The following is a 20,582-nucleotide window of genomic DNA, read 5'->3' on the forward strand; positions in this document are numbered from 1 at the left end:
AAAGACAAAAAAAGACCCCCGGTGCATCGCATCGGGGGTCGTTCTTTTTAACCCGTAGCCGCTTACTGCGAACTGGCCGAGTCGGACGAAGCGCTGCTTTCGGTGCTGCTGGAGTCCTTCGTCGTTGTCACGGTGCCATCGGCGGCGACCGAGGTGGAGGCAGCTTCCGAGGTGGCGGTGACGGTGCCGTCAGCGGCGACGGAGGTGCTTTCGCTGGCCGAGCTGGTGGTGGCCGTCGCGGCGGCGGGATCTGTGGCCGGCACTTCCTGAGCGACCGAGATGAAAGGCACGATGCCGAGGGCGAGGATACCAGCGGCGGCGGAAGCGATGCGAATGGAAGACTTCATGTGTAGTTGCTTTCTCTGTTGGGGAGGAATGACTAACAGTGACCCTGAATATACTTGCATATTTCAGGAAGTATCGCTGAGTTTGTAAAGTGGTTGATAAGACGTCGTCTCAGCGAGTGTTAAACTTTAGTAAGAATGGGGCTCAAATTTGTCATTGATGGGGTCTGTTTGTGGTGCGTTGGCGAAATAGAGGTTATCTTTATGGCCTCTTTATTTAATCCAGGCTGATCGAGAACCTTGCCTTTATAAGCCTGTGACCGTCTTTTCGAAGACCGCGCGGGATCAGGGGATAGGCGGTTGAGGGCCGTCCACGGGCTTCCCTTGAGTCGGGTCAGGATCAGCGGGCAGGGGAATGGTCACCGGCGGCACGGGCGCCGCGTCTTCAGGGGCTGCCGGCTTTGCGGCCAGATCGACCGGCACCGGCGCCGTGCCCAACTCTGCGGCCCGGGCGGCCTGATGCTGATTAAGCGCGTCGCTGCTGGTCGAATTGTAGGGATCATTGGCATGATCTCCGGCGGCAAGTGCGCGATCGTGTTCGCGCTTGAGCTGGGCATCGTGCTGGGCGGTGCCGGGTGCGGGCGGCGTGCTGATCTCCTGTGTAGGCCCCGTCGGCGTGGCAACGGTCGTCTGCGCCACAGCGGCGGTGCCGGTCAGAAGGCTTGCGATAAGGAGCGCGGGCACATAGGATGACGTCTTCATAATCTATCTCCTTGGAAATCTATCCTGAGCGGCGGCGCGCTTTCCGGAAAGAAAGCGCGCCGCTTAGAGCGTGTTCCGATCTGATTGGATCAGATCGGCGCTGTAATTTTTTGTTTTGACGCGCTTTTTTATCCGAAAAGTGCGTCACACTTTTCGGAAAGCGCTCTAGCCGCTTAGTGCTTATCCATCTTGGCCTTGGCCTCGGCATCAAGTTTGGCTTGGGCTTCAGCGGAGAGCTTGGCCGATTTGGCGGTATCGATCGTATCGCCGACAGCGGCGCCGGCCTGACCGGTCACCCGGCCGGCATCATCACGCACGGCATTGACGCCCGTGCGCGTGGCATTGGCCGCCGCGTTCGGATCTGCCGCGACATTCGCCTCAGCATCGATCATGCCTTTCAGGTGGCCATCGCTGTCGGTCGTGGCGCTGGCATTGGCATCGCCGTTCACGGTCGCGGTGCCGTCTGTCTTTTTGACCGTATCCTTGGCCTGGTCCTTCAGGATACGCGTATCGTCCTTCAGGGTGTCAGTGGTGGAACGGGTCTGATCCTGCAGGCCGTCAGTAACGCCGGTCGCGTCAGCGCCGCCGGTCAGGCTGCCATTGCCCTGGACCTGACCAGTGACTTGACCAGTGACCGGGCCAATGGCTGGGCCAGTGACTGGACTGGTGGTTGGGCCTGTAGGGGGGGCAACCTGCCCGCCGACCTGGCCGCCGACCTGGCCTGCACCATTCAGGGCGCCGCCCGTAAGCTGGGCATTGGAAATGGCGGGGGTAAGGGCCAGTCCGGCAGTCAGGGCCAGAGCTGTGGTCAGGGTGAGTATACGTGTCATGGATGTCTTCCTCTTATGATGGTGAGGCGTCATCGGCCTCCGAGGACGTCATTGTGGGCCGGCATGCCGCTGGAAATGGGGCGGAATAGTAATGGCGGCATAGGTAAGGGGCGCCAAAAAACAGTGTTTTCCCGTCTGTTTGTTCCCGCGTTCCAGCATCAGCGACAACGAAAAGGCCCCGGATGCAGAGCATCCGGGGCCAGTTCAGGCGGTTTCGACAGAATCAAAACCTAATAAACGTCGTAGAACACATCGATGATTTGGCCACTCGACAGATCGACCAGAACGACATCCTGACCGACGAAGAAGTAGGCGCAGTCATATGGCGGGGTCGGCAGGCCATAGGACATGTAGTCGTAGATGCGGTACGAGAAGAAGTAGTCCGGCAGATATTCTCCGTTCGTCCAGCGGTGGCCGTACCATTGGTTCGGCACGCGGTAATAGCCGTGGTTCGGCGCGAAGTAGAAGCCGAAGCGCACGCCGCTGTAGCCACGGAAGCGACGATCGCCGCGGTAGTCAAAATGATGACGCCCGCCGCCGCGGTTCCAGCCGCCGTCACGATCACGGTCACGATCCCAGCCACCATTGTGCCCGCGATCACGATCGCGATCCCAGCCACCATTGTGACCCCGGTCGCCACGATCCCAGCCGCCATTATGGTTGCCGCGATCACCGCCAGTGTTGCCGTTATGATCGCCGCGACCGCCGCCTTGTTGTTGGCCAGGACGGTTACCGCCCTGCCAGCCGCCGCCGGGCTGACCGTTATTGCCGTTGTGATCGCCGCGTCCGCCGCCGGGTTGTCCACCGGGTTGGCCGCCGTTATTGCCACGGTCGCCGCCTTGTTGCTGGCCGGGACGGTTGCCGCCCTGCCAGACGCCGCTGTTGCGGCCGCCGCCATCACCACGATCACCCCGGTCGCCTCTGTCTCCACGATCCCCGCCAGTGTTGCCGCGATCACCGCGCGGCGCGCTGGTATCGCGTTGCGGCGGCGTGGCGCGCGGCTGAGGGGCCGGACGGCTTTCCGCTGGGCGGGCGGCCTGCTGACGTTCGCCGCGCGGCTGGCGGTTGCTGCCGCTGTTGCTTTCCTGGCGGTCTTCGCGTGGGCGTTCGGCATTTGCCATCTGCGGGGCCGCGGAAAGGCTCAAAATAAGTCCAAGCGCCAGGCCGGAGGCGGCCATTTTTGCGAACTTGCTGTTCATTTTCGTCCTCTGTCTGTTTAGATCATCCCCTTTTCATCAGGAATATGCGGATCTGAGACGCGCGGCGATAAAAATTATCGCGTTGATAGGTTTATGACAGAAACTGTGTGAACTGAAGCTGAACAAAATTGATCAGGTTCGCAGCGTTTGCCGGCAAGACTCCGGGGCAGGTAATGCCGGGTGAGGCGCGCCGTAAACTTGCCTCCGGCAGATCATGACGTTTTAAAACTGCAGGCGTTAACCGGCGTATATCTGTTGATTCAATGTATAAATCAAGTAGTTTACAATCAATGCACGGTCTATTCTTAAATATTTACCGCAATTTAATGATTATGTGTGAATATGTTAACGTCAATGTTAACATTAAGTTTTGATTTACATAAAAAAATCATCATAAATATCGCTGTTAACTTTAATTTTATCCGCTGGTGTTGAACTCAGTGCATCAACCGCAACGGAGACGCGCAAAACGCGCGGCATCAAAATGATCAACACGATCCAAACTGAAGTAGAGTTCAAGGCCATCCCGCTCCCGACCGCCGACATGGGCGGTGACGAGCTGTTCAGGCTGGGCATGATGTATTCGACCGGCCAGGGTGGCGCTCCCGTCGATCTGGTCTCGGCGCACATGATGTTCAATCTGGCCTCGATGCGCGGTTCGCTGGAAGCCCAGGTCTATCGCCGCGAACTGTCGCGCGAAATGGACCGTGAAGATATCGCCGAAGCACAAAAGGCCGCCCGCCAGTGGATCGACGCCGGCCGTATCGGCTACGCTGCTTAATCGCGATCCTTGATCGCGATTAAGGTTTTTTCGTAAGAGATGCCTCGCAACGGCTCGGGCGTGCCTATTCCAGAAGGATGGGGCGCTTGCCAAAATTCAAAGCATGAATTTTGGAGATATGAGCCATTGAAGAAAGAGTTCAGGCAGAGTGCCTGACAGGCAGCGCTTAATTGCTGCCGAACGTCTTGTACGTGAAATAGTTCATGATGCCGCCGGGGATCACATTGTTGACCCACTGCTCCATGAAGACGCCCGCTTCCGCGATATTGGTGCGCGGGACATAGATAATATCAAAACGACGCAGCGCCGTCATCTGGCTGGCGCGCCCCTTGAGCGGCGTTTGCAGATCGATGATGCGCCGCATGGCCTGACCGTCACGGCCCCGCCGGATCAGCAAGACCTGATGCCCCTTGGCGCCGTGGGTGAAACCGCCCGCCGCCAGCATGGCCTGCAGCGCGTCCATATCGCCCTGCATATCGACCCAGCCCGGATTCTTGACTTCCCCACCGACGAGCACGCGCATCGGCGCCGTCTCGCCCGGATAGACCATGACCTGCGGATCGCGCAGGATCTGCGCATAGCTGCGTTCGATGTCGTCCTGAAGCTGCGGTACGCTGCGGAAAGCCGCCATCACCTGACCGATCAGGCCCAGCGTAATGCGGCCATCGGGCCCGACCTGGGTCTGGCGACTCAGTTCCGGCGCGCCGGGGATGCTGATTTCCAGCTTGTCGCCGGGGAAGAGCAGGTAAGGGGGCTCGTCGTCGCTCCAGGTGGCGAAGCGGATATCCGGCGCTTCCGGCATCTTGCTGCTGGCGCGGGCGCTTTGCGCGATCAGGGAGGGCGCGATCAGGCTGCCGCCGAACGCGAAACCTAGGCCCGTGGTGAGAAGTGCGCGGCGTGTGAGCATGGCTTTAAGCGGCGAATCTGTCCGGTGGAGTGAAGATATCTGTCGTCCTTTGGATAAGGGTAAATATGGTAAACATTCGTTAACGGGCAGGGCGTTAATTTGCCGGCGGCCGACTTTCCCGTGCCAGGTTACGGGAGATGTGGGGGCGCCCGAAAGCACTGGTAATGGACAAGAGAATCTATGCACACTGAAGACGTGTGGAACGACGACGACGGCAAGGTGGTGCCTCTGCGCCAGGGCCATGCCGGAATTTTACGTCGACAGAGGACATCCATGGCCGCCGAGGCAGGTAAATCAGGGGGAAACCGCATCATGCAGCTTGGGCTGGGCGATGTCATCGCCCTGTTGCTGCGTGAGCTGTGGCTGATGGCCCTTGTGTTCGGCGTTCTCTTCGGCCTCGGCCTCGCCGTCGCGTTTTCGATGTCATCAAGCTATACCGCCGGCGCCAGCCTTTTGATGCAGCTCGGCAAGAACTATGTCTATGAGCCGGTGGCCGGCGATGCGGCGCGCGGCGCCACGGCCACCATCGATCAGGTGGTGCAGTCCGAAGTCGAAATCCTCAACTCGACCGAACTGAAGCGCCGGGTGATCAACAAGCTCGGCTTCAAGATCATCCTGCCGTCCGATCCCGGTTACTGGAACCCGCGCAACGACGCCGACAAGGCCGCGGCCGAAGCGGCGGCGCTCAAGGTTATGCAGGGCGGATTTGAAGCCACGACCGCGCCGCAGAACAATGTCGTGCGCCTGACCTTCAAGCATGAGGATGCGCAGGCCGCGTCGCTGATCCTCAACACCCTGATCGACGACTATCAGTCCTATCGTCAGGAGGTCTATACCGACTCGACCGGCCCGGTGCTGCAGCGGCAGAAGGATGCCTTTGATGCACGTCTTGCCGAGGCCGATAACGCCTATCGCGCCTTTCTGGCGCAAAATGGCGTGGGCGATTACGATACGGCCAAGGCGACCTACGCCAAGATCTATGATCAGGTGACGACCGACCTCTATGCCGCCCAGACGCAACTGGCCACCGATCAGGCCAAGCTGACGGAAGTGCGTTCTAACCTCACCACCATGAGCCCTGAAATGAGCATCGAGCGCGATCTTGATCTCAGCGTGCCCAACAAGATTTTCGCCTTGCAGCAGCAGCGTCAGGACCTGTTGTCGCGCTACCTGCCGACCGCCCAGCCAGTGAAGGATATCGACGCACAGATCGCTTCGCTGCAAACCATGATGAGCAGCGGACGCGGCGTCGGCGAGGCCACGCACAAGATGGGCGTCAATACGGTCTATCAGGGGCTGGTGACGCAGAAGATGGACCTCGAAGCCGACATGGCCTCGGTCAATGGCCGCATGGTCTTGTTGCAGCGTCAGGCCATTCAGGTGCTGGAAAAGCTGCAGGGCCTGAGCGGTCTGGAGGCCGAGAACAGCCGTCTCGCCACCGAGCGCAACACCTTGCAGGACAACCTCAAGACCCTGACCCAGCGTATTCAGGAAAATCAGGCGGCGCAGGAAATGACCAAGGGCTCGGACGATACGGTGCGCGTGGTCGAAAAGGCGTCTATGCCGGATAAGCCCAAGAGCCTGAAGCGAGTCGTGCTGATCCTGTCGTTCCTGTTCGCCGGCTTCACCGCCCTGTGCGCCGGCCTGTTGCGGGTCTATACGCGCAAGGGGTTCGCCAATGCGGACATGGCCGCCAAGGCGCTGGACCTGCCGGTTCTGGCGCAGGCCAAGACCAAGCCGGCCTAGCCTCCATCCGCTCACGAACGCTCTCAGGGTAGCGGGTGTATTTCACCTTGATCCCGACACGCGCCTTTGCGACAGTTCCATCAGCGATTCGGTGCAACTGTGATTCCGGACACGCAACTTTCAGTGGCATTAATGGTTGATTTGACACGCGAAATGGCCGATCTGATGTCGGCGCTCGGCCGCCCGCAATCGAAGCAGGGACGGGTGCTGATGTTCGTCTCGGCCTATGGCGGCGAGGGCGTCTCGACCGTGGTGCGCGAATATGCCCGCTGCGAAGCCGCCTTTGCCCGCAAGCCGATCTGGCTGATCGACGCTGATCTGGCCAACCAGACCCAGATGCACACCCTGACCGAAGATCCCGAGCGCTTCGGCGCCGCCGGTGCGCTCAGCCAGGCCTCGCCTGATGGCTCCGTCTTTTTCACCCTGTCACCGCCGGGACGCAATGCCGGCGGCGCGGCGGTGCAGGATTCGCACTATCTGGTGGCGCGGCCCTTTCTCGGCCGCCGCCTGTGGGTGACGCGCTTTCGCCAGAAGAACCTGGCGCCTGGCCAGCGCGCCAAGCTGTTTGATCAGACGACCTATTGGAAGGCCCTGCGCCAGCACACCCAGACCATCGTGGTCGATGTGCCGGCGGCGGACCGTTCCTCGGCAGCTCAGCAACTGGCGCCGCACGTTGACGGCATCGTCATGGTGGTCAGCGAAAACGCAGGCGATGTGCAGGCGCGCCTCGACCTCAAGACCGATCTCGAACAGGCCGGTGGCCGGCTGATGGGGATGGTCTATAATCGCGCCAGCCGGATTATGGGCGGGGCGACGAGGCGGCCGCTCGGGCGGTTTGCGGCCCTTTGAGGCGCGGCGTTTCCGAGGCAATCTCTGATTTCTGGCCGGGCGTAAAGGACGACTGGGCCGATAGCTGGTTCTCGCTGCTGTGCGGCGTTGCGGTGCTTTACGTCTTCTCGCAGGCCTGGCTGGCGCCTCTGTTTGGTTACAGCACCAATCAGGCGTCCTCCGGCGCGATGATCCGCAACTTCTATTATCCCTTCTATCTGGCCAGCGCGGCGCTGGCGGTGATCTGCTGGCGGCAGATGTTCAACGCCCTGTGGCGCACGCCCTTGATACTGACCCTGCTGGCCCTGTGCGGCCTGTCCTACCTGTGGTCGATCGACCCGAGCGGCACGCTGCGGCGCATGATCGCCCTGATCATGACCATGGTGGCGGGGTATGCGCTGGCGGCGCGCTTTAGCTGGCAAAAGCTGACCGAGGTGGTGGCCCTGGCCTTCACGATCATGATGCTGATGTCGGCCTTTCTGGCGATCTGCCTGCCGCAGCTGGGGCGGATGCAGGAGCTTTTTCCCGGCGCGTGGCGCGGGGTGTGGCTGGAAAAGAATAATCTCGGTTCGTGCATGTCGATTGGCTTTGTGGTGGCGGCCGCGGCGGCGCTGCACAACCCGCGACGGCGGCTGTTCTGGTGGAGCATGGCGGCGGGGATGGCGGCCCTGACCCTGTTGTCGCAATCCAAGACCTCGCTTCTGTGCCTGCTGGTGGGCGTGAGCGGCATCGTCTTTATCTATCTGGCGCGGCGCGGGCCGGTGCTCGGCATCCTGCTCACCTGGCTGGCCCTGACCGGACTGCTGGCGCTGGCGGGCTTCATCATCTATGCGCCCGATCATCTGTTCCTGCTGCTCGGCAAGGACCCGACCCTCACGGGCCGGACCTACATCTGGGATGGCATCGCGCGGGTGATGGAGGCGCGGCCGATGCTCGGTTATGGCTATGGCGTGGTGTGGACTGACGAGGGCGACTACGCACCGCTGGCCAAGATCACCGCCGTCGCCGGTTTCCGCGCCTATCATGCCCATTCGTGCTGGTATGAAATCTGGCTGGGGATGGGCATGGTTGGGCTGGTGCTGTGGGCGCTGGTGTTCGCCGAGACCTGCTTCAAGGCGTTGTTTCGCACCTGGCGCGGCGATGGCGGCTATTTCGGCCTGCCGATGGTGGCGATCTACGGCCTGTCGAGCCTGACCGAGAGCATGGCGCTGAGCTGGAATGACCTGCGCTGGTGCCTGTTCGTCATGGTGCTGGTCAAGATGTCCCTGCCGACAGACGAGGACAGTCGTGATTTCGCCGGCAAACTGCGCTTAACTCAGGGGACATAAGAGGAGACGTCATGGAACCGGTTTACCTGCTGCATCATACCCACAGCCTGGAAGAGGGCCATGAGGACGTCAAGCTTCTGGGCGTTTTCTCGACGCCGGAGCACGCCGAACGGGCCAGGGCGCGGGCGCTGAACCTGCCGGGCTTCAAGGACGCACCGGACGGTTTCAGCATCGACAAGTACATCATCGACAAGATGGCGTGGACGGCGGGCTACCGGACGATATAGGGGCCATATTTATGAAACGAAGACATCTGACGACGCGCCATTCAGGTTGATGTAAGGCTATCTGGGATAGGGGAAAGTCTAAGTGAGAAAAGCATTGTGGGGCCTCGCAGTCTTAATTTTACTAGGCTTTGCTCTGTGGGCTTACGTCAGATTTAGCCCTTCCGTTGCTCAGGATGTTTGCCTTGACGGTGGAGGGCGTTGGCAAGATGGCGTTTGTTTGGGGCGTCGGCCGAATGGGTAGGCGTTACGCATTAAGGCGTTCGCCATGCAGTAAATATTAAACCTGATCCGCTAGGCTTCCGGCTATGGAGACGCCTTATGCAGATTGAGCAATGCCGCAAGATCATCCTTCTGACCCGGTTGCGCGAACGCGCACGCCGTCGGATTGAAAGCCATAGCAAGGCTGGCAATGCCGGTGTGGCGCAGATCTATGTCTGTATCGACGCCTGGCTTGAAGGGCAGATGGGGCACGTCATATCCGAGGGGCGGCGCGCCTCGCGGTGAAGAAGGGTATGACCTTTGCGACGCGCGCCCTTGCCATCACAAGCTAGTGAGCAGGCGCCTGTCAGGCACACCACAAAAATATCGCAAGCCTCAGGGCGTATTCGACTTAAATGTCATGACAAATTTCGCCTCGACAGCCCGCTATGGAGGCGATACATCAGTCAGCTTGTATCACGATGAGGGCTCCTGCATGCGCATGTCACTTTCGCTTTTCCGCTCCAGCGCCCTTGTGTGTGTCGGTGCGGCTCTGGCCTTGTCCGGCGCGGCGCAGGCGGCCCCCCTCAGTTCAGCGCCGGCGATCTTCCCGGCGCCGGCATCGCTCACACTGACCGGCAGCGCAATCGGGCTTGGCAAGACCGCAGTGCTGGTGCGCGCCGGTGCGGTCGATGCCGAAACCGAGGCGCTGGTTCGCCGCGTGCTGGCGGCCGCCGGTGTCGAGACGATCCGCACCGCCACCAAGCTGCCCGCCCGGCTCGACGCCAGCTATGTGGTGATCGGCACGGCTGACGCAGACGTCATCAAGGCCGCCGCCGGGCGCGCAGGCGCGGCGCTCCCGACCGACTACGAAGGCTATAGCCTGGCCAGCAAGGCCGCTGACGGTGGCGCGCTGATCGTGCTGGCGGGCAAGGACGCCGACGGGCTTTATCATGCCGCCCACACCCTGCGTCAGATCGCCAGCGGCGACCACATCCCCGCCGTCACCATAGCCGACCATCCCGCCATGCCGGTGCGCGGCACGATCGAGGGCTTTTACGGCAAGCCGTGGTCGATGGCCGAACGCGCCGAACACATCGAATTTCTCGCCGAACTGAAGGCCAATACCTATATCTACAGCCCGAAGGACGAGGTTTATGCGCGCGACAAGTGGCGCGAGGCCTATCCGGCGGAAACGCTGAAACAACTGGGCGTACTGGTCGAGGCGGCGAACCGCCACCACATCAATTTCGTCTACGCCATCTCGCCGGGGCCTTCGATCTGCTACAGCGATCCGGCCGATCTGGAGGCGATCCGCAGCAAGTTCGCCGCCCTGCGCACCATCGGCGTGCGCAGCTTCTACGTCGCGCTCGATGATATCGAATACACGAAATGGAACTGCGCCGGTGATGAGGCCGCCTTCGGTCAATCGAATGAAACGGCGGCGGCGCGGGCACAGGCGAAGGTGCTGAACGCCGTGCAGGCCGATCTGGCGAAGGACGGCCACGGATCGCTGATCATGGTGCCGACCGAATATTACAACGCCACGGTATCGCCCTACAAGACGACCCTGGGCAAAGAACTCGACCCGCGCGTGGTGATCCAGTGGACCGGCACAGACACCGTGCCGGCGGCGATCTCGGTCGCCGATGCGCGCAACGCCACCAAGGCCTTCGGGCGCAAGACCCTGCTGTGGGACAACTATCCGGTCAATGATTACAACGAATCGGCCGGCCGCCTGCTGCTGGCGCCCTATGCACGGCGCGAGGCCGGTCTTTCGACCGAACTGGCCGGTATCGTCTCCAACCCGATGAATCAGGAGGTGGCGAGCCGCCCCGCCGTGATGGGGGTGATCGCCTTTGCCTGGAACGACACCGGCTATGACGCCGAGCGCACCTGGCGTGCCTCGGCGCGCTATCTGGCGGGCGGGGATGCGCAAACGACCGAGGCGCTGCTGGTCTTCTTCGATACCCAGCATCTGGCCCCGACCTTCGGCAACCAGCCGTGGCAGCCGCAGGCGCCGCGTCTGCGCGCCCTGACCAACCGCGTGCGTGATGCCCTGGCCACGGACGACGCGACCGAACGCGCCGCCGCGCTTGCCGCTTTGGGGCAGGCGGCGGACGATCTGGCGGCCGCGCCCGACCGCATCCGCGCCGGCGTGGTCGTGCCCGGTTTTGTGACCGAGGCGCAGCCGTGGCTGGACGCGACGGCGCTGTGGGGCCGCGCCCTGCGTCTGACGGTGGACGGCCTGCGCACGGAGGACGCATCGACGGCGCCGCGCCTGTTCGCCGAGGCTAAGCGTCTGGCGGATGAAGCGGCGAAATTCCAGACCATCCCCGGCGCGACCCGCCCTATGGGGCCGATCAAGATTGCCGACGGCGTGCTCGACACCTTCATCCATGATGCGCCGGGACTGGTCTATCTGCCGGCGTCTGCGAAGTAGTTTCTTCTGAAGAAATGTCTTTGCACATCTGCAATGGCCATACCGTCTCGACTTTCGTTCTGGTCAGAAAAAAAAGGCTGGAAACCTTTGGTAAGTCGCGTTAGCGGCTGCCCTAGCGCAAAGTCTGAGGCAAAGCTAACATGTTAAAGCACCAAGCACGGTATCTGACTGCAAAAACGCCTGCACAGTCGATGCTGCCTCTTCGTGCCCTTGCCAGAATGGGTTCGCTAGGTGTTTGTTCTTGCTCAAACTTGGTTCATTGCTGAGGTACAGTGCCCTTAGAGCGATTGGGCTATGCAGAAGACGCGTAAAGTAGGGTTCCAAGGCGATGTCCGCATGAGCCATGCCGCAGATGAGCGCGTCAACTTCAGGCAAACAATGAATTCCATCTTCCGGCTCTCGTGCGTCTTCAAGAACAAATTCAAACCACGCATCGACAAATGACTGGACGACTTTCTTTTCCGAGATTGGCCATTTTTGCCACTCAGCCAGTTTAAGTTTGTCCATTACGATCTCGGTTGTTGCAGACCAAGACGGATCAGTGAGGGCCAACTCAAAAATACGAGGCAGAAAATACTTGTAATCGGTAATATTTCCGACCGTGTGAAAAAGCGATCCGAGGTAGGGGGAAAGATGGTCTGCGTCTAACTCTCTGAGGGGAGTATGTATTAAAAGGTTTATGCAGGCTTCGTCCGCACAGCAGGGGCAAGCCTCAATATAGCGTGGCGTCGGAGCTTTGAACTCGTCATAAAGAGCTTCTACAACAGCTTTAAGTTCTGGTGTCATAGCCATCTCCCTAAGGACCAAATGGTAGCAGCCAACGACCGATTTTGAAAGAACCGTAAAGCGCTAATTCTGGCTGCGTGATGGCTGAAGGGCGGATCGCCTTGCGACGTTTGCGCGGCTGATAGTACCAGCTGGCAACGGCGCCATGTCGAATTATTTGGATGAAAACGCGATTATTGCCTCTTCGGATAAGCAATTATAAATGAAACGGACGCAGGGTGCGGCCGCGGAGTTTGCCATGCGTACCAAATCCAGACTGAACCTGTTTGTCGATGAATCCCGTAAGATCATCATAGTTCGGCCCATAGGGCCTTTGCCCGCTTCCGAGTTTATGGATCAGATCTTCAAGGCCTGTGAGAACATTGAAGCGCTCTGGACCTACAGCCGTCTGAACGATTTTCGGCGGTTTGAAACCGCGCTGGCGGATGAGCATCTTCATGAGATGGCGACCAGGTGGGCCGAGATCATGCAGGGGCATGACGATCCCACCCGGGTGGCCGTGGTCGATCTCGACTCGTGGAACGAGGTCCGGTTTCCCAACATCTCGCCGTTGTTTCCGAAGGATACCCTATGCATGTTCACGGATTATCACGAAGCCATGGGCTGGCTGATGGCCAGCGATTCCGAGGCTTATCTGGAGCACCTGCGCAACAATCCGGTTGCACGTCCTGATGATTTTTCCATTCAAATAAGTTAATCCTGCAAAGGGACTGATCCGTGGAGATCACGCCTGTTGTCGCAGGATTTTCTCCATGGTTTTACCGTTGGCGAGTTCGTCGATCAGCTTATCCAAATAGCGGATTTCCCGCATGGTCGGCTCTTCGATGCCTTCTATGCGAACGCCACAGATAAGTCCTTTGATAAGGTTGCGCGAAGGATGCAACTGAGGCGCATCGGCGAGAAAGGTCTCAAAATCCGTCTTCGCTTCCAGTTGGGCGTCAAGCTGGGCCTGACTGTATCCCGTCAGCCATTGTATGATCTCGTCTACCTCCGCCTTGGTGCGCCCTTTCCTTTCGGCCTTGGCAATATAAAGCGGATAGATACTGGCAAAGCTCATGGCGTAAATGCGGTGTTGGGGCATGGTATCTAACTCCTGCCTGTAAACGGACATCTATAAAAAGCTTTATGCCGCCTTGGCAATAGCCTGGCCCGTGGCGCGACGGACGCCCTCGGCGAAGGTGACGCCCTCGAAACCCATCTCCAGCGCCGTACTCACCAGCCGGTCGAGCACGTCCGGCGTGCAGCCCCAGCCTGACGGCTGCTCGCGGACATCGTGGGTATAGAGCACGAGCCATGCCTTTTGCGCGGCAGCGCGTTTCAGCCAGGTCATGGCCACCTCTTCGCCGTCCGCACCTTCGATGCCGACGGCGGGCGCCTGATTGAGGTCGGTGCCGGTGGTGATCTGGCCGTGGTGCAGGGCCCGCGCGGCCGTGAAGCGGTTTTTCAGGATAGATTTGGCGTGCGGTGACACATCGCCGTAAGGATAGGCGAAGGTGGTGGCGACCGGAAAGCCTGAGGCCGCGAAAGCTTCGCGATTACGGTCGAGATCGGCGGCGATGGTGGCGGCGGACGACTGGCCGCAATCGATATGATCGTGGGTATGGCAGGCGATCTCATGACCCGCGGCGGCCAGACGGCGGATCTCGTCGGCCTGCGCATAGGCGCCGAGATGGCTCGACTGCCCCATCAGGCCGGCGGAAATGAACCATGTGCCGCGCAGGCCGTGCTTCTCCAAAATCGCCGCGCCGGTGCCGGCCGCCGAGGTGGGGGCATCGTCGAACGAGACTGTGAGCAGGGGGCGCGTCAGATCGAGCTGCGCCGGACGGGTGTGGACCATGCGCGCGACGCGGCGGCGCAGCTTGCCGTAAAGCGAACGGTCGGCGCTATAGGGCGTATCTTCCATGCTCAGACCACCTGTGCGTAAAGGGCAGCGCGGTAAAGGCGCAGGGCGAAGGCGCGCAGTTTGAGCGGCGCCAGCGGTGACAGGCTCACCCCCTTGATCAGCGGGCGGACCACACCGAGCAGCGGCACGCGTTTCAGCAGTTTGGCCGCCTTGTAGCTCGGATACTGCGACACCACGGCCTCGTGGCGGGCGATGACGCGGGCAAAATTGCCGACCGATTGCTCATATTTGCGCGCCAAAGTTTCCGGCGTGTCGAGCCCCATATGGGTGGCGGTGTTGTCGATATGGCCGACGCCGTAACGGGCGGCGACACGCATCCCCCATTCGGTATCTTCCCAGCCCCAGCCGGTGAAGCTGGCATCGAAGCCCTCGGCCTCGAAGACATCGCGGCGCACCAGCAGGTTCGAAGTAAAGACGTATTTTTCCGGATGCAGGCGACGCGTATCGGCCGACAGGCAGTCGCTCTGGCCGGCCATCATGCGGTGGACGGCGAAGGCCCTGGTGGCGGGGGCCTGCAACAGCGAGAAGCCGCCAAAGACGACGGCGCTCAGGCCATCGGCCTGATCGCGCCAGCGGTCGAGGAAGCCTGAGTCATCAGGCAGCATGTCGGCGTCGAGGAAGAGGAAGTACGCGCCGCGCGCCGCCGAGGTCAGGCGGTTGCGGCCGCGCGCCCGGCCTTCGTTGGCGGGCAGGGTGATCAATTCGCAGGCCAGCGGGCTCTGGCTGATAAAGGCGCTGACCTCGGCGGTGATGTCGGCCATGCCGGAGCCGTCGTCGATCAGGATGATCTCCAGCGCCTGCGGATCGCGCGTGGTCAGGACGCGCAGCAGGGGCAGCGGCGACTCCTTGTAGAAGGGGATCAGCACCGATAGCCGTGGGTTGACGGTGGTGAAGGCGGCGTTGCGCAAAATGGGCTGTATCATGCGAACACCTTGTCACGCAGGCGGTTGACGATCTTCTGCGCGGGCGCGCGGATATTGTTGAGATTAAGGGCGATAGCCAAGGCGCCATAAACAAGGACGCCGGTCGTGCCCCTGATCACCAGATCGACGATCGGCAGACCGAAGGTCGGCAGCAGGGCGACCGCGCCCATCATGACGGCGACGGCCAGCAGGGGGCGGGCCAAATCGGCCCAGTGAACCGGCAGGGCGAGGGTGCGCAGGCCGAGCAGCCACGAGCCGATCAGGCCCAGACCGAAGCTGATGCACGAGGCGAGCGCCGCGCCCATCAGGCCCATGACCGGGATCAGCAGGACATTGAGCGCGACATTGCTGACGGCCGGAATGGCCATGGCGACGATGAGCAGGCGGGTGCGCTTGGCGAGCGTAAAGGCCTGCAGGAAATAGTAGGTGTTGAGGCCGGAAAACAGAGCGCCCAGGCTGATCAGCGGGGTGACCAGAAGCGCCTGCTGGCGCAGGCCTTCGCCGATCAGAAGCGTGCCGAGCGAAGGCGCTACCATGATCAGCCCGCCGACCGCCGGAAAGAGCACGAAGGCCATGGTGCGCAATTGCAGGGCCGCGACCTGTTTCAGACCGTCCTCACCCTCGTGTTCGAGGGCATGAACCATGGCCGGGCCGCCGGCGGCGCCGAACCAGATGAACAGGACGTCGAGGATGCGCGAGGCCAGCGAGAAGCCGGCATGGTAAGCGCCGGCCTCGGCGTCATTGAGGAAGTAGGCGATGAGGAAGCGATCGACCGTATAGAGCGCCAGAGTCAGGATCAGGCTGGCCGAGACCGGGAAGCCGTAATGGGCGTAAGTCTTGGCCTTTTCAGCGCTGAAGCGGCCTTTCAGGGCGCGGCCCCAGTCTTCGCGGGCGACGAAGGGCAGGCACATCAGGGCGATCAGTCCGCCACCGACGATGGGCGAGGCGCCGCCAAGGCCAAGCGTGGCGCACATCACGCCGAGGCCGAAGCCGCCGGCGGTCTGGATCATGTCGAGGATAGAGGCGGCGCCGACTCGGCCCTCGGAACGGCGCTGTTCCTGCACCAGCTTGATCAGCGAGCGGAAGATGACGCAGCCGAGGCTAAGCCCCATGGCCATTTTCAGCGCGCCGTGCAGCGGCCAGAGCCACAGGCCAAGCGCACAGATGAGGGTGAAGACGACCGCGATCATGGCGAACAGGCGGTAGACCGTGCCGTAGAGTTCGGGGGCGGTGGCGTCGGTGTGCGATTCCGACGGATAGAAGCGCGCCATGGCGGCCTCGATCCAGGTGAAGAAGACGGTTTGCGCCAGGCTGGATATGCCGAAGGCCAGGGCGTAACGGCCGTAGTCTTCAGGCGAAAGCACGCGCGTGAACACCATCAGGGTGGCGAACCCGATCAGGCCTTGCAGGATATTGGCGGGCAGGTAGCCCCAGAGGCCTCTTAAGAACATCAGCGGACCGTCTTCGCATCGCCGAGCAGGCAGGGAATGGTCATGGCCATGATGTAGAGATCGAACCAGATCGAATGGCGCTCGATATATTCGACATCAAGCCCGATGCGGCGGCGCACATCATCGGCATGATTGAGCGGACCGCGCGAACCCTTGATGGCGGCCCAGCCGGTGACGCCCGGCTTCATGCGGTGACGCCAGGCATATTCGGCCACCAGACGCGCGGACTCATCGGGGCCGGTGCGCATGCCGATGGCGTGGGGACGCGGACCCACCAGCGACATCTCGCCTTTCAGCACATTGAACAGTTGCGGCAACTCGTCGATGCTGGTCTTGCGGATAAAGCGGCCCACCGGCGTGACGCGCGGATCCCCCTTCGTCACCTGCTGCTGAGCGGTATGGTCGGTCATGTGGGTGTACATCGAGCGGAACTTCCACACCAGAATGGCTTCGTTGTTGAAGCCATGGCGGCGCTGGCGGAAGAAGACGGGGCCGGGGCTGTCGAGCTTGATCAACAGGGCGATGACCACCATGAGCGGCGCGAAGATGAGCAGGGCGAGGGTGCCGATGATCAGGTCTTCGCCGCGTTTCAGCATGGCCTTGCGCTCGTCCTCCGACACGCCGGAGACGCGGGCCAGAGGAATATCGGCGATGCGCGCCCATGCGGCCTTGGCGGCGTTGTCATTGTCCATGTCGACGAACAGCGACACCTCATTGGGCAGGCTGCGCAGCTTCTCGATGATGGTCTTGACGCGCGCCTTGGCGGAGGTGTCGATGGCCACCACGATCTGATCGACATAGGGAGTGATCTTGTGGCCCAGCAGCGACTGGACATCGCCCAGCACCGGCACGCCGACAATGGCTTGCGGATTGCGCGCCAGACGATCGTCGAAGATGCCCAAAATGTTGACGTGGCGCTCGGCCAAGGCGGCCTCGATCAGCTTTTCGGCGTATTTGGTAGCGCCGACGATGACGATGCTGGGGATGAGCTTGCCCTGACGACGCCAGCGTTCGACCAACCGCCACCACAACAGGTGCTGGATCATGAAATAGACCAGGCTGATACCCATCCAGAAGCGAACGGCGGCGGTGACGGCATAGTCATTGATGGAAAGATCGGCCAGGGCATCGGCCAGGAGGTAGCCGGTGCCGAAGATCAGGGTCAGCTTGACCAGATGAATCGATATGCGCGCCTTGCGGCCAAAGCGGTAGAGCCCGCAGACATAAAGGGCCCAGTAGATGCCGAGCGTGGCGGCGATAAAGGGCAGGATATTGCCGAGCGGGCTGGTGAAAAAGCCATGCGGCGCCACGACGCGGGCGCAGGTGACGGCCAGGAAAACCAGGGCGAGGAAATCGATGGTGCGGAAGAGGCGGACAAACATGTCACCGCTGCGCCGTTCTCTGGCGGAGACCAGCTTCTCCGGCCGGAACGGGCCACGGCGATTGCGCGGATCACCCGGCAGGATGTCCGTCGCGGTCGCATCGTCAAGAGTGGTGAGGGGGAGGGCGGCGTTCATGACCTGGCTGATATGGCGAGTTTTCTTATACGGTAAACCTACACAACTTGACTTAGGAGCCGGTTAACAGGCGGCGTTTTTCCTGAAAAAATCGGGGTTTCGGTTTTCGCGCAGGGTGGTGTGAGGTTAAAACGCGCGTTGCAGCGCCATGGGCAGGGCTTGAGAAAAAGCCTGTGCAACAATTACAAGCAGGGCGTTGCCTTTTTAAAACGAACGCGCTAAGTGATCCGTAACGGAGACGTGGCCGAGAGGCTGAAGGCACTCGTTTGCTAAATGAGCGTACCCCTAAAAGGGTACCCAGGGTTCGAATCCCTGCGTCTCCGCCATCCCCCCTTTGAATATAATGAGTGGTATCACGATTTTGTGTCGTGGACGGCGAGCATCGCGCGTCCTGGAGAGTTTTGTGCTGTTACGACAGACAAGGTAGTCTTGTTCAAAGCGTCCTTATTGGGCAGGCCGTCTTGATCAGGGCTTTGTGTCTGAAACGGCTGATCCGGATGACGCTACGTGAATTAAGGAAGTATTTACCGTAAAAGCGGATGTTGATCCAAGTGGGTATCTTAAAGCGACTCGCCTTTAACTTCGCGTTTATAAGTAGAAGATGGGCGTATTTTCGTTACCATCCATGATCATCTGGGGTAAGTGAATGAAACTATCTGACATCAAGATCGGTTATAAGATTTTGGCAATCATCGCCGTCTTTGGCATGTCCAGCATCGGTATGACGCTGTGGCAGAACTCGACGACCGCAAAGGCGCAAAAGAGTTACGAGCACATCGTCGATAATCTCGACGTCGCGCTGCTTTCGGGTGCACGCATGCGGCAGAACCTCTTTGCCATGCAGGCCGCGGCCTATGGTCTTGCGTTTCAGGAATGCCCAAATCCACTCTGTGATAGCTTTTCGAAACTGGAAAAAGTATCGGAGGAACGTTTCGTCGAGCGTTACCAAGTTGTCATTGACACTGTACCGGAATACAAAGCCGATTTCGAGCCGCTGAAGGCACGCTTCGATAAAATCGCTGACGTAATCGGTAATCAGGCGGTCCCAGCAGGGGTGCGTAACGATCAGGAAGCGCTGCGGCCCATATTTGCGGAACAAGACCCTTTGATTGAGGCCCTGGCAACCGACATTGGCGCCAAGATTGACGAAAAGCAAAAGGCGCATGCAAAGATTTCAGATAATCTAAAAGCCGATATTGCCGCCCAGTCACGCAATAGTTTGATTATTTCGGTATTGATCACGGCAGTGATCACGCTTCTGGCGACCTTGCTGGCCTTTGGCGACATCGCCAAGATGCTGGGACGCCTGACAAGCCAGATGCAGGCCATTGCCAACGGCAGGCTTGATCAACAAATCGACGGTCTGTCACGTGGTGACGAAATCGGCATCATGGCGAAAACCTTGGGCGTCTTCAAGGATGGCTTGCAGGAAGCGGAGCGCCTTCGTAACGCGACGGCCGAGCAGCGCGAGCAGGCCGAAGCGCAACGCAAGACTGCCATGCTGGACCTCGCCGACCAGTTCGAGCGTTCGGTCGGAGGTATCGTCACCCTGGTATCTTCGGCGGCGACAGAAATGCAGGCTGCCGCCGCGCAACTGACCTCCACAGCGCAGGAAGCGTCCGCCCAGTCGGTCGCCGTGTCTGCGGCGGCGGAAGAGGCGGGCACCAATGTGACCTCGGTGGCCGGATCGGCGGAGGAGCTTGGCGCTTCGGTGTCTGAAATCGGACGTCAGGTCGAGACATCGGCGCAGATATCTGCCTCGGCGGTCAATGAGGCGCAACAGGCCATGCAGGTGGTGTCTGAACTCAACGAGGTCGCCAGCAGCATCACCGGCGTGGTCGACATGATTTCGGGACTGGCCAGCCAGACCAATCTTCTGGCACTGAACGCCACGATTGAATCGGCACGCGCCGGAGAGGCGGGCAAGGGGTTCGCGGTGGTGGCGTCTGAAGTAAAGGCCCTGGCCGGACAGACAGCTAAGGCAACGACGGAGATTTCGGCCAAGATCGCACAGATACAGGAAGCAACCGTCCGGGCTGTCGGTGTGATCCAGGGTATCACCACTACGATTCAGGACATCAATACCACGTCAACCGCGATCGCTTCGGCTGTCGAACAACAAAACGCGGCTACGCAGGAAATCGTACAGGCCGTGAACCAGGCCTCTGTGGGGACGAGCGAAGTCACCGCGAACATCACAGGCGTCGCCCAGGCTGCCGAACAGACGGGGGCCGCGGCGTCGCAGGTTCTCAGCTCGTCAAACGAGCTCGCCCAACAGTCGGAAAAGCTGCGCTATGAGATGGATTCGTTCCTCGCTACGGTAAGAGCGGCTTAATGTAGCGGCGGGCCAGTCAATCTGGCCCGCCGTTGTTATTGTACAAGAGGCTATTTGGCATGTGTATTAACCGTCCCTGTTAATATCGTTGCTATCTTATTTTGCTAACCTGGCTCCCATTGTTTTTGATTATT

The 20,582-nt window shown here is 60.5% G+C and carries 20 protein-coding genes and 1 tRNA gene; 10 read left to right on the plus strand and 11 right to left on the minus strand.

Annotated features, from left to right (window positions below; translation table 11 throughout):
* Positions 1 to 62 precede the first annotated feature (62 nt).
* The 4 genes from B060_RS0100080 to B060_RS23595 form a co-directional block, all read right to left on the minus strand.
* Positions 63 to 347, minus strand: coding sequence for a hypothetical protein (locus tag B060_RS0100080; RefSeq protein ID WP_018079703.1), 285 nt, complete (start codon positions 345 to 347; stop codon positions 63 to 65).
* Positions 348 to 629: 282 nt separating this feature from the next.
* Positions 630 to 1,046: a hypothetical protein gene (locus tag B060_RS0100085; RefSeq protein WP_018079704.1), complete on the minus strand. Its 417-nt coding sequence runs from the start codon at positions 1,044 to 1,046 to the stop codon at positions 630 to 632.
* A 173-nt stretch (positions 1,047 to 1,219) separates the two neighbouring features.
* Positions 1,220 to 1,876, minus strand: coding sequence for a hypothetical protein (locus B060_RS0100090; RefSeq protein ID WP_018079705.1), 657 nt, complete (start codon positions 1,874 to 1,876; stop codon positions 1,220 to 1,222).
* A gap of 230 nt (positions 1,877 to 2,106) precedes the next feature.
* Positions 2,107 to 3,075 (minus strand): RcnB family protein, encoded by a 969-nt coding sequence (locus B060_RS23595; RefSeq protein ID WP_018079706.1) that lies wholly within the window; start codon positions 3,073 to 3,075, stop codon positions 2,107 to 2,109.
* A 484-nt stretch (positions 3,076 to 3,559) separates the two neighbouring features.
* Here B060_RS23595 and B060_RS0100100 point away from each other — a divergent pair, with 484 nt between their 5' ends.
* The gene (locus tag B060_RS0100100; RefSeq protein ID WP_018079707.1) at positions 3,560 to 3,856 is read left to right on the plus strand and encodes a hypothetical protein; all 297 of its coding nucleotides are present in this window, start codon (positions 3,560 to 3,562) and stop codon (positions 3,854 to 3,856) included.
* A gap of 166 nt (positions 3,857 to 4,022) precedes the next feature.
* Here the strand turns inward: B060_RS0100100 and B060_RS0100105 are convergent, their stop codons facing one another.
* On the minus strand, positions 4,023 to 4,763 hold the full coding sequence (locus B060_RS0100105) for a polysaccharide biosynthesis/export family protein (RefSeq protein WP_018079708.1): 741 nt from the start codon (positions 4,761 to 4,763) through the stop codon (positions 4,023 to 4,025).
* A gap of 180 nt (positions 4,764 to 4,943) precedes the next feature.
* Between B060_RS0100105 and B060_RS0100110 the strand changes: the two genes are divergently transcribed.
* The 6 genes from B060_RS0100110 to B060_RS0100135 all read left to right on the plus strand — a co-directional run bounded on the left by B060_RS0100110 (position 4,944) and on the right by B060_RS0100135 (position 11,533).
* Complete coding sequence (locus B060_RS0100110; RefSeq protein ID WP_236621692.1) at positions 4,944 to 6,509, plus strand: GumC family protein; 1,566 nt, start codon at positions 4,944 to 4,946, stop codon at positions 6,507 to 6,509.
* A gap of 132 nt (positions 6,510 to 6,641) precedes the next feature.
* On the plus strand, positions 6,642 to 7,358 hold the full coding sequence (locus tag B060_RS0100115) for a P-loop NTPase family protein (protein ID WP_018079710.1): 717 nt from the start codon (positions 6,642 to 6,644) through the stop codon (positions 7,356 to 7,358).
* Positions 7,355 to 8,665: an O-antigen ligase family protein gene (locus B060_RS0100120; protein ID WP_018079711.1), complete on the plus strand. Its 1,311-nt coding sequence runs from the start codon at positions 7,355 to 7,357 to the stop codon at positions 8,663 to 8,665. Before B060_RS0100115 ends, B060_RS0100120 begins: the two co-directional genes overlap by 4 nt.
* A gap of 11 nt (positions 8,666 to 8,676) precedes the next feature.
* Positions 8,677 to 8,892 (plus strand): DUF7336 domain-containing protein, encoded by a 216-nt coding sequence (locus tag B060_RS0100125; RefSeq protein WP_018079712.1) that lies wholly within the window; start codon positions 8,677 to 8,679, stop codon positions 8,890 to 8,892.
* A 318-nt stretch (positions 8,893 to 9,210) separates the two neighbouring features.
* On the plus strand, positions 9,211 to 9,396 hold the full coding sequence (locus B060_RS0100130; protein ID WP_018079713.1) for a hypothetical protein: 186 nt from the start codon (positions 9,211 to 9,213) through the stop codon (positions 9,394 to 9,396).
* Between the two features lie 190 nt (positions 9,397 to 9,586).
* Positions 9,587 to 11,533 (plus strand): glycoside hydrolase family 84 protein, encoded by a 1,947-nt coding sequence (locus B060_RS0100135; protein WP_026172465.1) that lies wholly within the window; start codon positions 9,587 to 9,589, stop codon positions 11,531 to 11,533.
* Between the two features lie 135 nt (positions 11,534 to 11,668).
* On the opposite strand, the gene B060_RS0100140 is transcribed toward B060_RS0100135, so the two are convergent.
* Positions 11,669 to 12,319, minus strand: coding sequence for a hypothetical protein (locus tag B060_RS0100140; RefSeq protein ID WP_155847584.1), 651 nt, complete (start codon positions 12,317 to 12,319; stop codon positions 11,669 to 11,671).
* 238 nt (positions 12,320 to 12,557) lie between these two features.
* Between B060_RS0100140 and B060_RS0100145 the strand changes: the two genes are divergently transcribed.
* The gene (locus B060_RS0100145; protein WP_155847585.1) at positions 12,558 to 13,016 is read left to right on the plus strand and encodes a hypothetical protein; all 459 of its coding nucleotides are present in this window, start codon (positions 12,558 to 12,560) and stop codon (positions 13,014 to 13,016) included.
* 27 nt (positions 13,017 to 13,043) lie between these two features.
* Here the strand turns inward: B060_RS0100145 and B060_RS0100150 are convergent, their stop codons facing one another.
* The 5 genes from B060_RS0100150 to B060_RS0100170 are packed head-to-tail and all read right to left on the minus strand — an operon-like array spanning position 13,044 to position 18,113.
* Positions 13,044 to 13,400 carry a DUF2200 domain-containing protein gene (locus B060_RS0100150; protein ID WP_023447264.1) on the minus strand — a complete coding sequence of 119 codons (357 nt, stop codon included), beginning with the start codon at positions 13,398 to 13,400 and terminating at the stop codon, positions 13,044 to 13,046.
* Between the two features lie 42 nt (positions 13,401 to 13,442).
* Positions 13,443 to 14,222, minus strand: a complete 780-nt coding sequence (locus B060_RS0100155; protein ID WP_018079718.1) for a polysaccharide deacetylase family protein — start codon at positions 14,220 to 14,222, stop codon at positions 13,443 to 13,445.
* Between the two features lie 2 nt (positions 14,223 to 14,224).
* Entirely contained in the window at positions 14,225 to 15,145 is a 921-nt protein-coding gene (locus B060_RS0100160; RefSeq protein WP_018079719.1) for a glycosyltransferase family 2 protein, read from the minus strand.
* Positions 15,142 to 16,596: a lipopolysaccharide biosynthesis protein gene (locus B060_RS0100165; RefSeq protein ID WP_018079720.1), complete on the minus strand. Its 1,455-nt coding sequence runs from the start codon at positions 16,594 to 16,596 to the stop codon at positions 15,142 to 15,144. Before B060_RS0100165 ends, B060_RS0100160 begins: the two co-directional genes overlap by 4 nt.
* Positions 16,596 to 18,113, minus strand: coding sequence for an exopolysaccharide biosynthesis polyprenyl glycosylphosphotransferase (locus B060_RS0100170; RefSeq protein ID WP_018079721.1), 1,518 nt, complete (start codon positions 18,111 to 18,113; stop codon positions 16,596 to 16,598). The genes B060_RS0100165 and B060_RS0100170 overlap by 1 nt, the downstream gene beginning before the upstream one ends.
* A 234-nt stretch (positions 18,114 to 18,347) precedes the next feature.
* Between B060_RS0100170 and B060_RS0100175 the strand changes: the two genes are divergently transcribed.
* Together B060_RS0100175 and B060_RS0100180 are read left to right on the plus strand one after the other, a co-directional pair.
* A tRNA-Ser gene (locus B060_RS0100175) sits at positions 18,348 to 18,439 on the plus strand.
* 320 nt (positions 18,440 to 18,759) lie between these two features.
* Positions 18,760 to 20,448, plus strand: a complete 1,689-nt coding sequence (locus tag B060_RS0100180; RefSeq protein ID WP_018079722.1) for a methyl-accepting chemotaxis protein — start codon at positions 18,760 to 18,762, stop codon at positions 20,446 to 20,448.
* Positions 20,449 to 20,582 lie beyond the last annotated feature (134 nt).

Source organism: Asticcacaulis benevestitus DSM 16100 = ATCC BAA-896, from assembly GCF_000376105.1.
Classification (GTDB): domain Bacteria; phylum Pseudomonadota; class Alphaproteobacteria; order Caulobacterales; family Caulobacteraceae; genus Asticcacaulis; species Asticcacaulis benevestitus.

Coding starts and splice junctions, on each gene's coding strand:
- B060_RS0100180 (WP_018079722.1), top strand. CDS start 18,760: ATGAAACTATCTGACATCAAGATCGGTTATAAGATTTTGGCAATCATC.
- B060_RS0100155 (WP_018079718.1), bottom strand. CDS start 14,222: ATGGAAGATACGCCCTATAGCGCCGACCGTTCGCTTTACGGCAAGCTG.
- B060_RS0100130 (WP_018079713.1), top strand. CDS start 9,211: ATGCAGATTGAGCAATGCCGCAAGATCATCCTTCTGACCCGGTTGCGC.
- B060_RS0100125 (WP_018079712.1), top strand. CDS start 8,677: ATGGAACCGGTTTACCTGCTGCATCATACCCACAGCCTGGAAGAGGGC.
- B060_RS0100100 (WP_018079707.1), top strand. CDS start 3,560: ATGATCAACACGATCCAAACTGAAGTAGAGTTCAAGGCCATCCCGCTC.
- B060_RS0100105 (WP_018079708.1), bottom strand. CDS start 4,763: ATGCTCACACGCCGCGCACTTCTCACCACGGGCCTAGGTTTCGCGTTC.
- B060_RS0100165 (WP_018079720.1), bottom strand. CDS start 16,596: ATGTTCTTAAGAGGCCTCTGGGGCTACCTGCCCGCCAATATCCTGCAA.
- B060_RS0100145 (WP_155847585.1), top strand. CDS start 12,558: ATGCGTACCAAATCCAGACTGAACCTGTTTGTCGATGAATCCCGTAAG.
- B060_RS0100085 (WP_018079704.1), bottom strand. CDS start 1,046: ATGAAGACGTCATCCTATGTGCCCGCGCTCCTTATCGCAAGCCTTCTG.
- B060_RS0100160 (WP_018079719.1), bottom strand. CDS start 15,145: ATGATACAGCCCATTTTGCGCAACGCCGCCTTCACCACCGTCAACCCA.
- B060_RS0100090 (WP_018079705.1), bottom strand. CDS start 1,876: ATGACACGTATACTCACCCTGACCACAGCTCTGGCCCTGACTGCCGGA.
- B060_RS0100135 (WP_026172465.1), top strand. CDS start 9,587: ATGCGCATGTCACTTTCGCTTTTCCGCTCCAGCGCCCTTGTGTGTGTC.
- B060_RS0100140 (WP_155847584.1), bottom strand. CDS start 12,319: ATGACACCAGAACTTAAAGCTGTTGTAGAAGCTCTTTATGACGAGTTC.
- B060_RS0100170 (WP_018079721.1), bottom strand. CDS start 18,113: ATGAACGCCGCCCTCCCCCTCACCACTCTTGACGATGCGACCGCGACG.
- B060_RS0100110 (WP_236621692.1), top strand. CDS start 4,944: ATGCACACTGAAGACGTGTGGAACGACGACGACGGCAAGGTGGTGCCT.
- B060_RS0100150 (WP_023447264.1), bottom strand. CDS start 13,400: ATGCCCCAACACCGCATTTACGCCATGAGCTTTGCCAGTATCTATCCG.
- B060_RS0100080 (WP_018079703.1), bottom strand. CDS start 347: ATGAAGTCTTCCATTCGCATCGCTTCCGCCGCCGCTGGTATCCTCGCC.
- B060_RS23595 (WP_018079706.1), bottom strand. CDS start 3,075: ATGAACAGCAAGTTCGCAAAAATGGCCGCCTCCGGCCTGGCGCTTGGA.
- B060_RS0100115 (WP_018079710.1), top strand. CDS start 6,642: ATGGTTGATTTGACACGCGAAATGGCCGATCTGATGTCGGCGCTCGGC.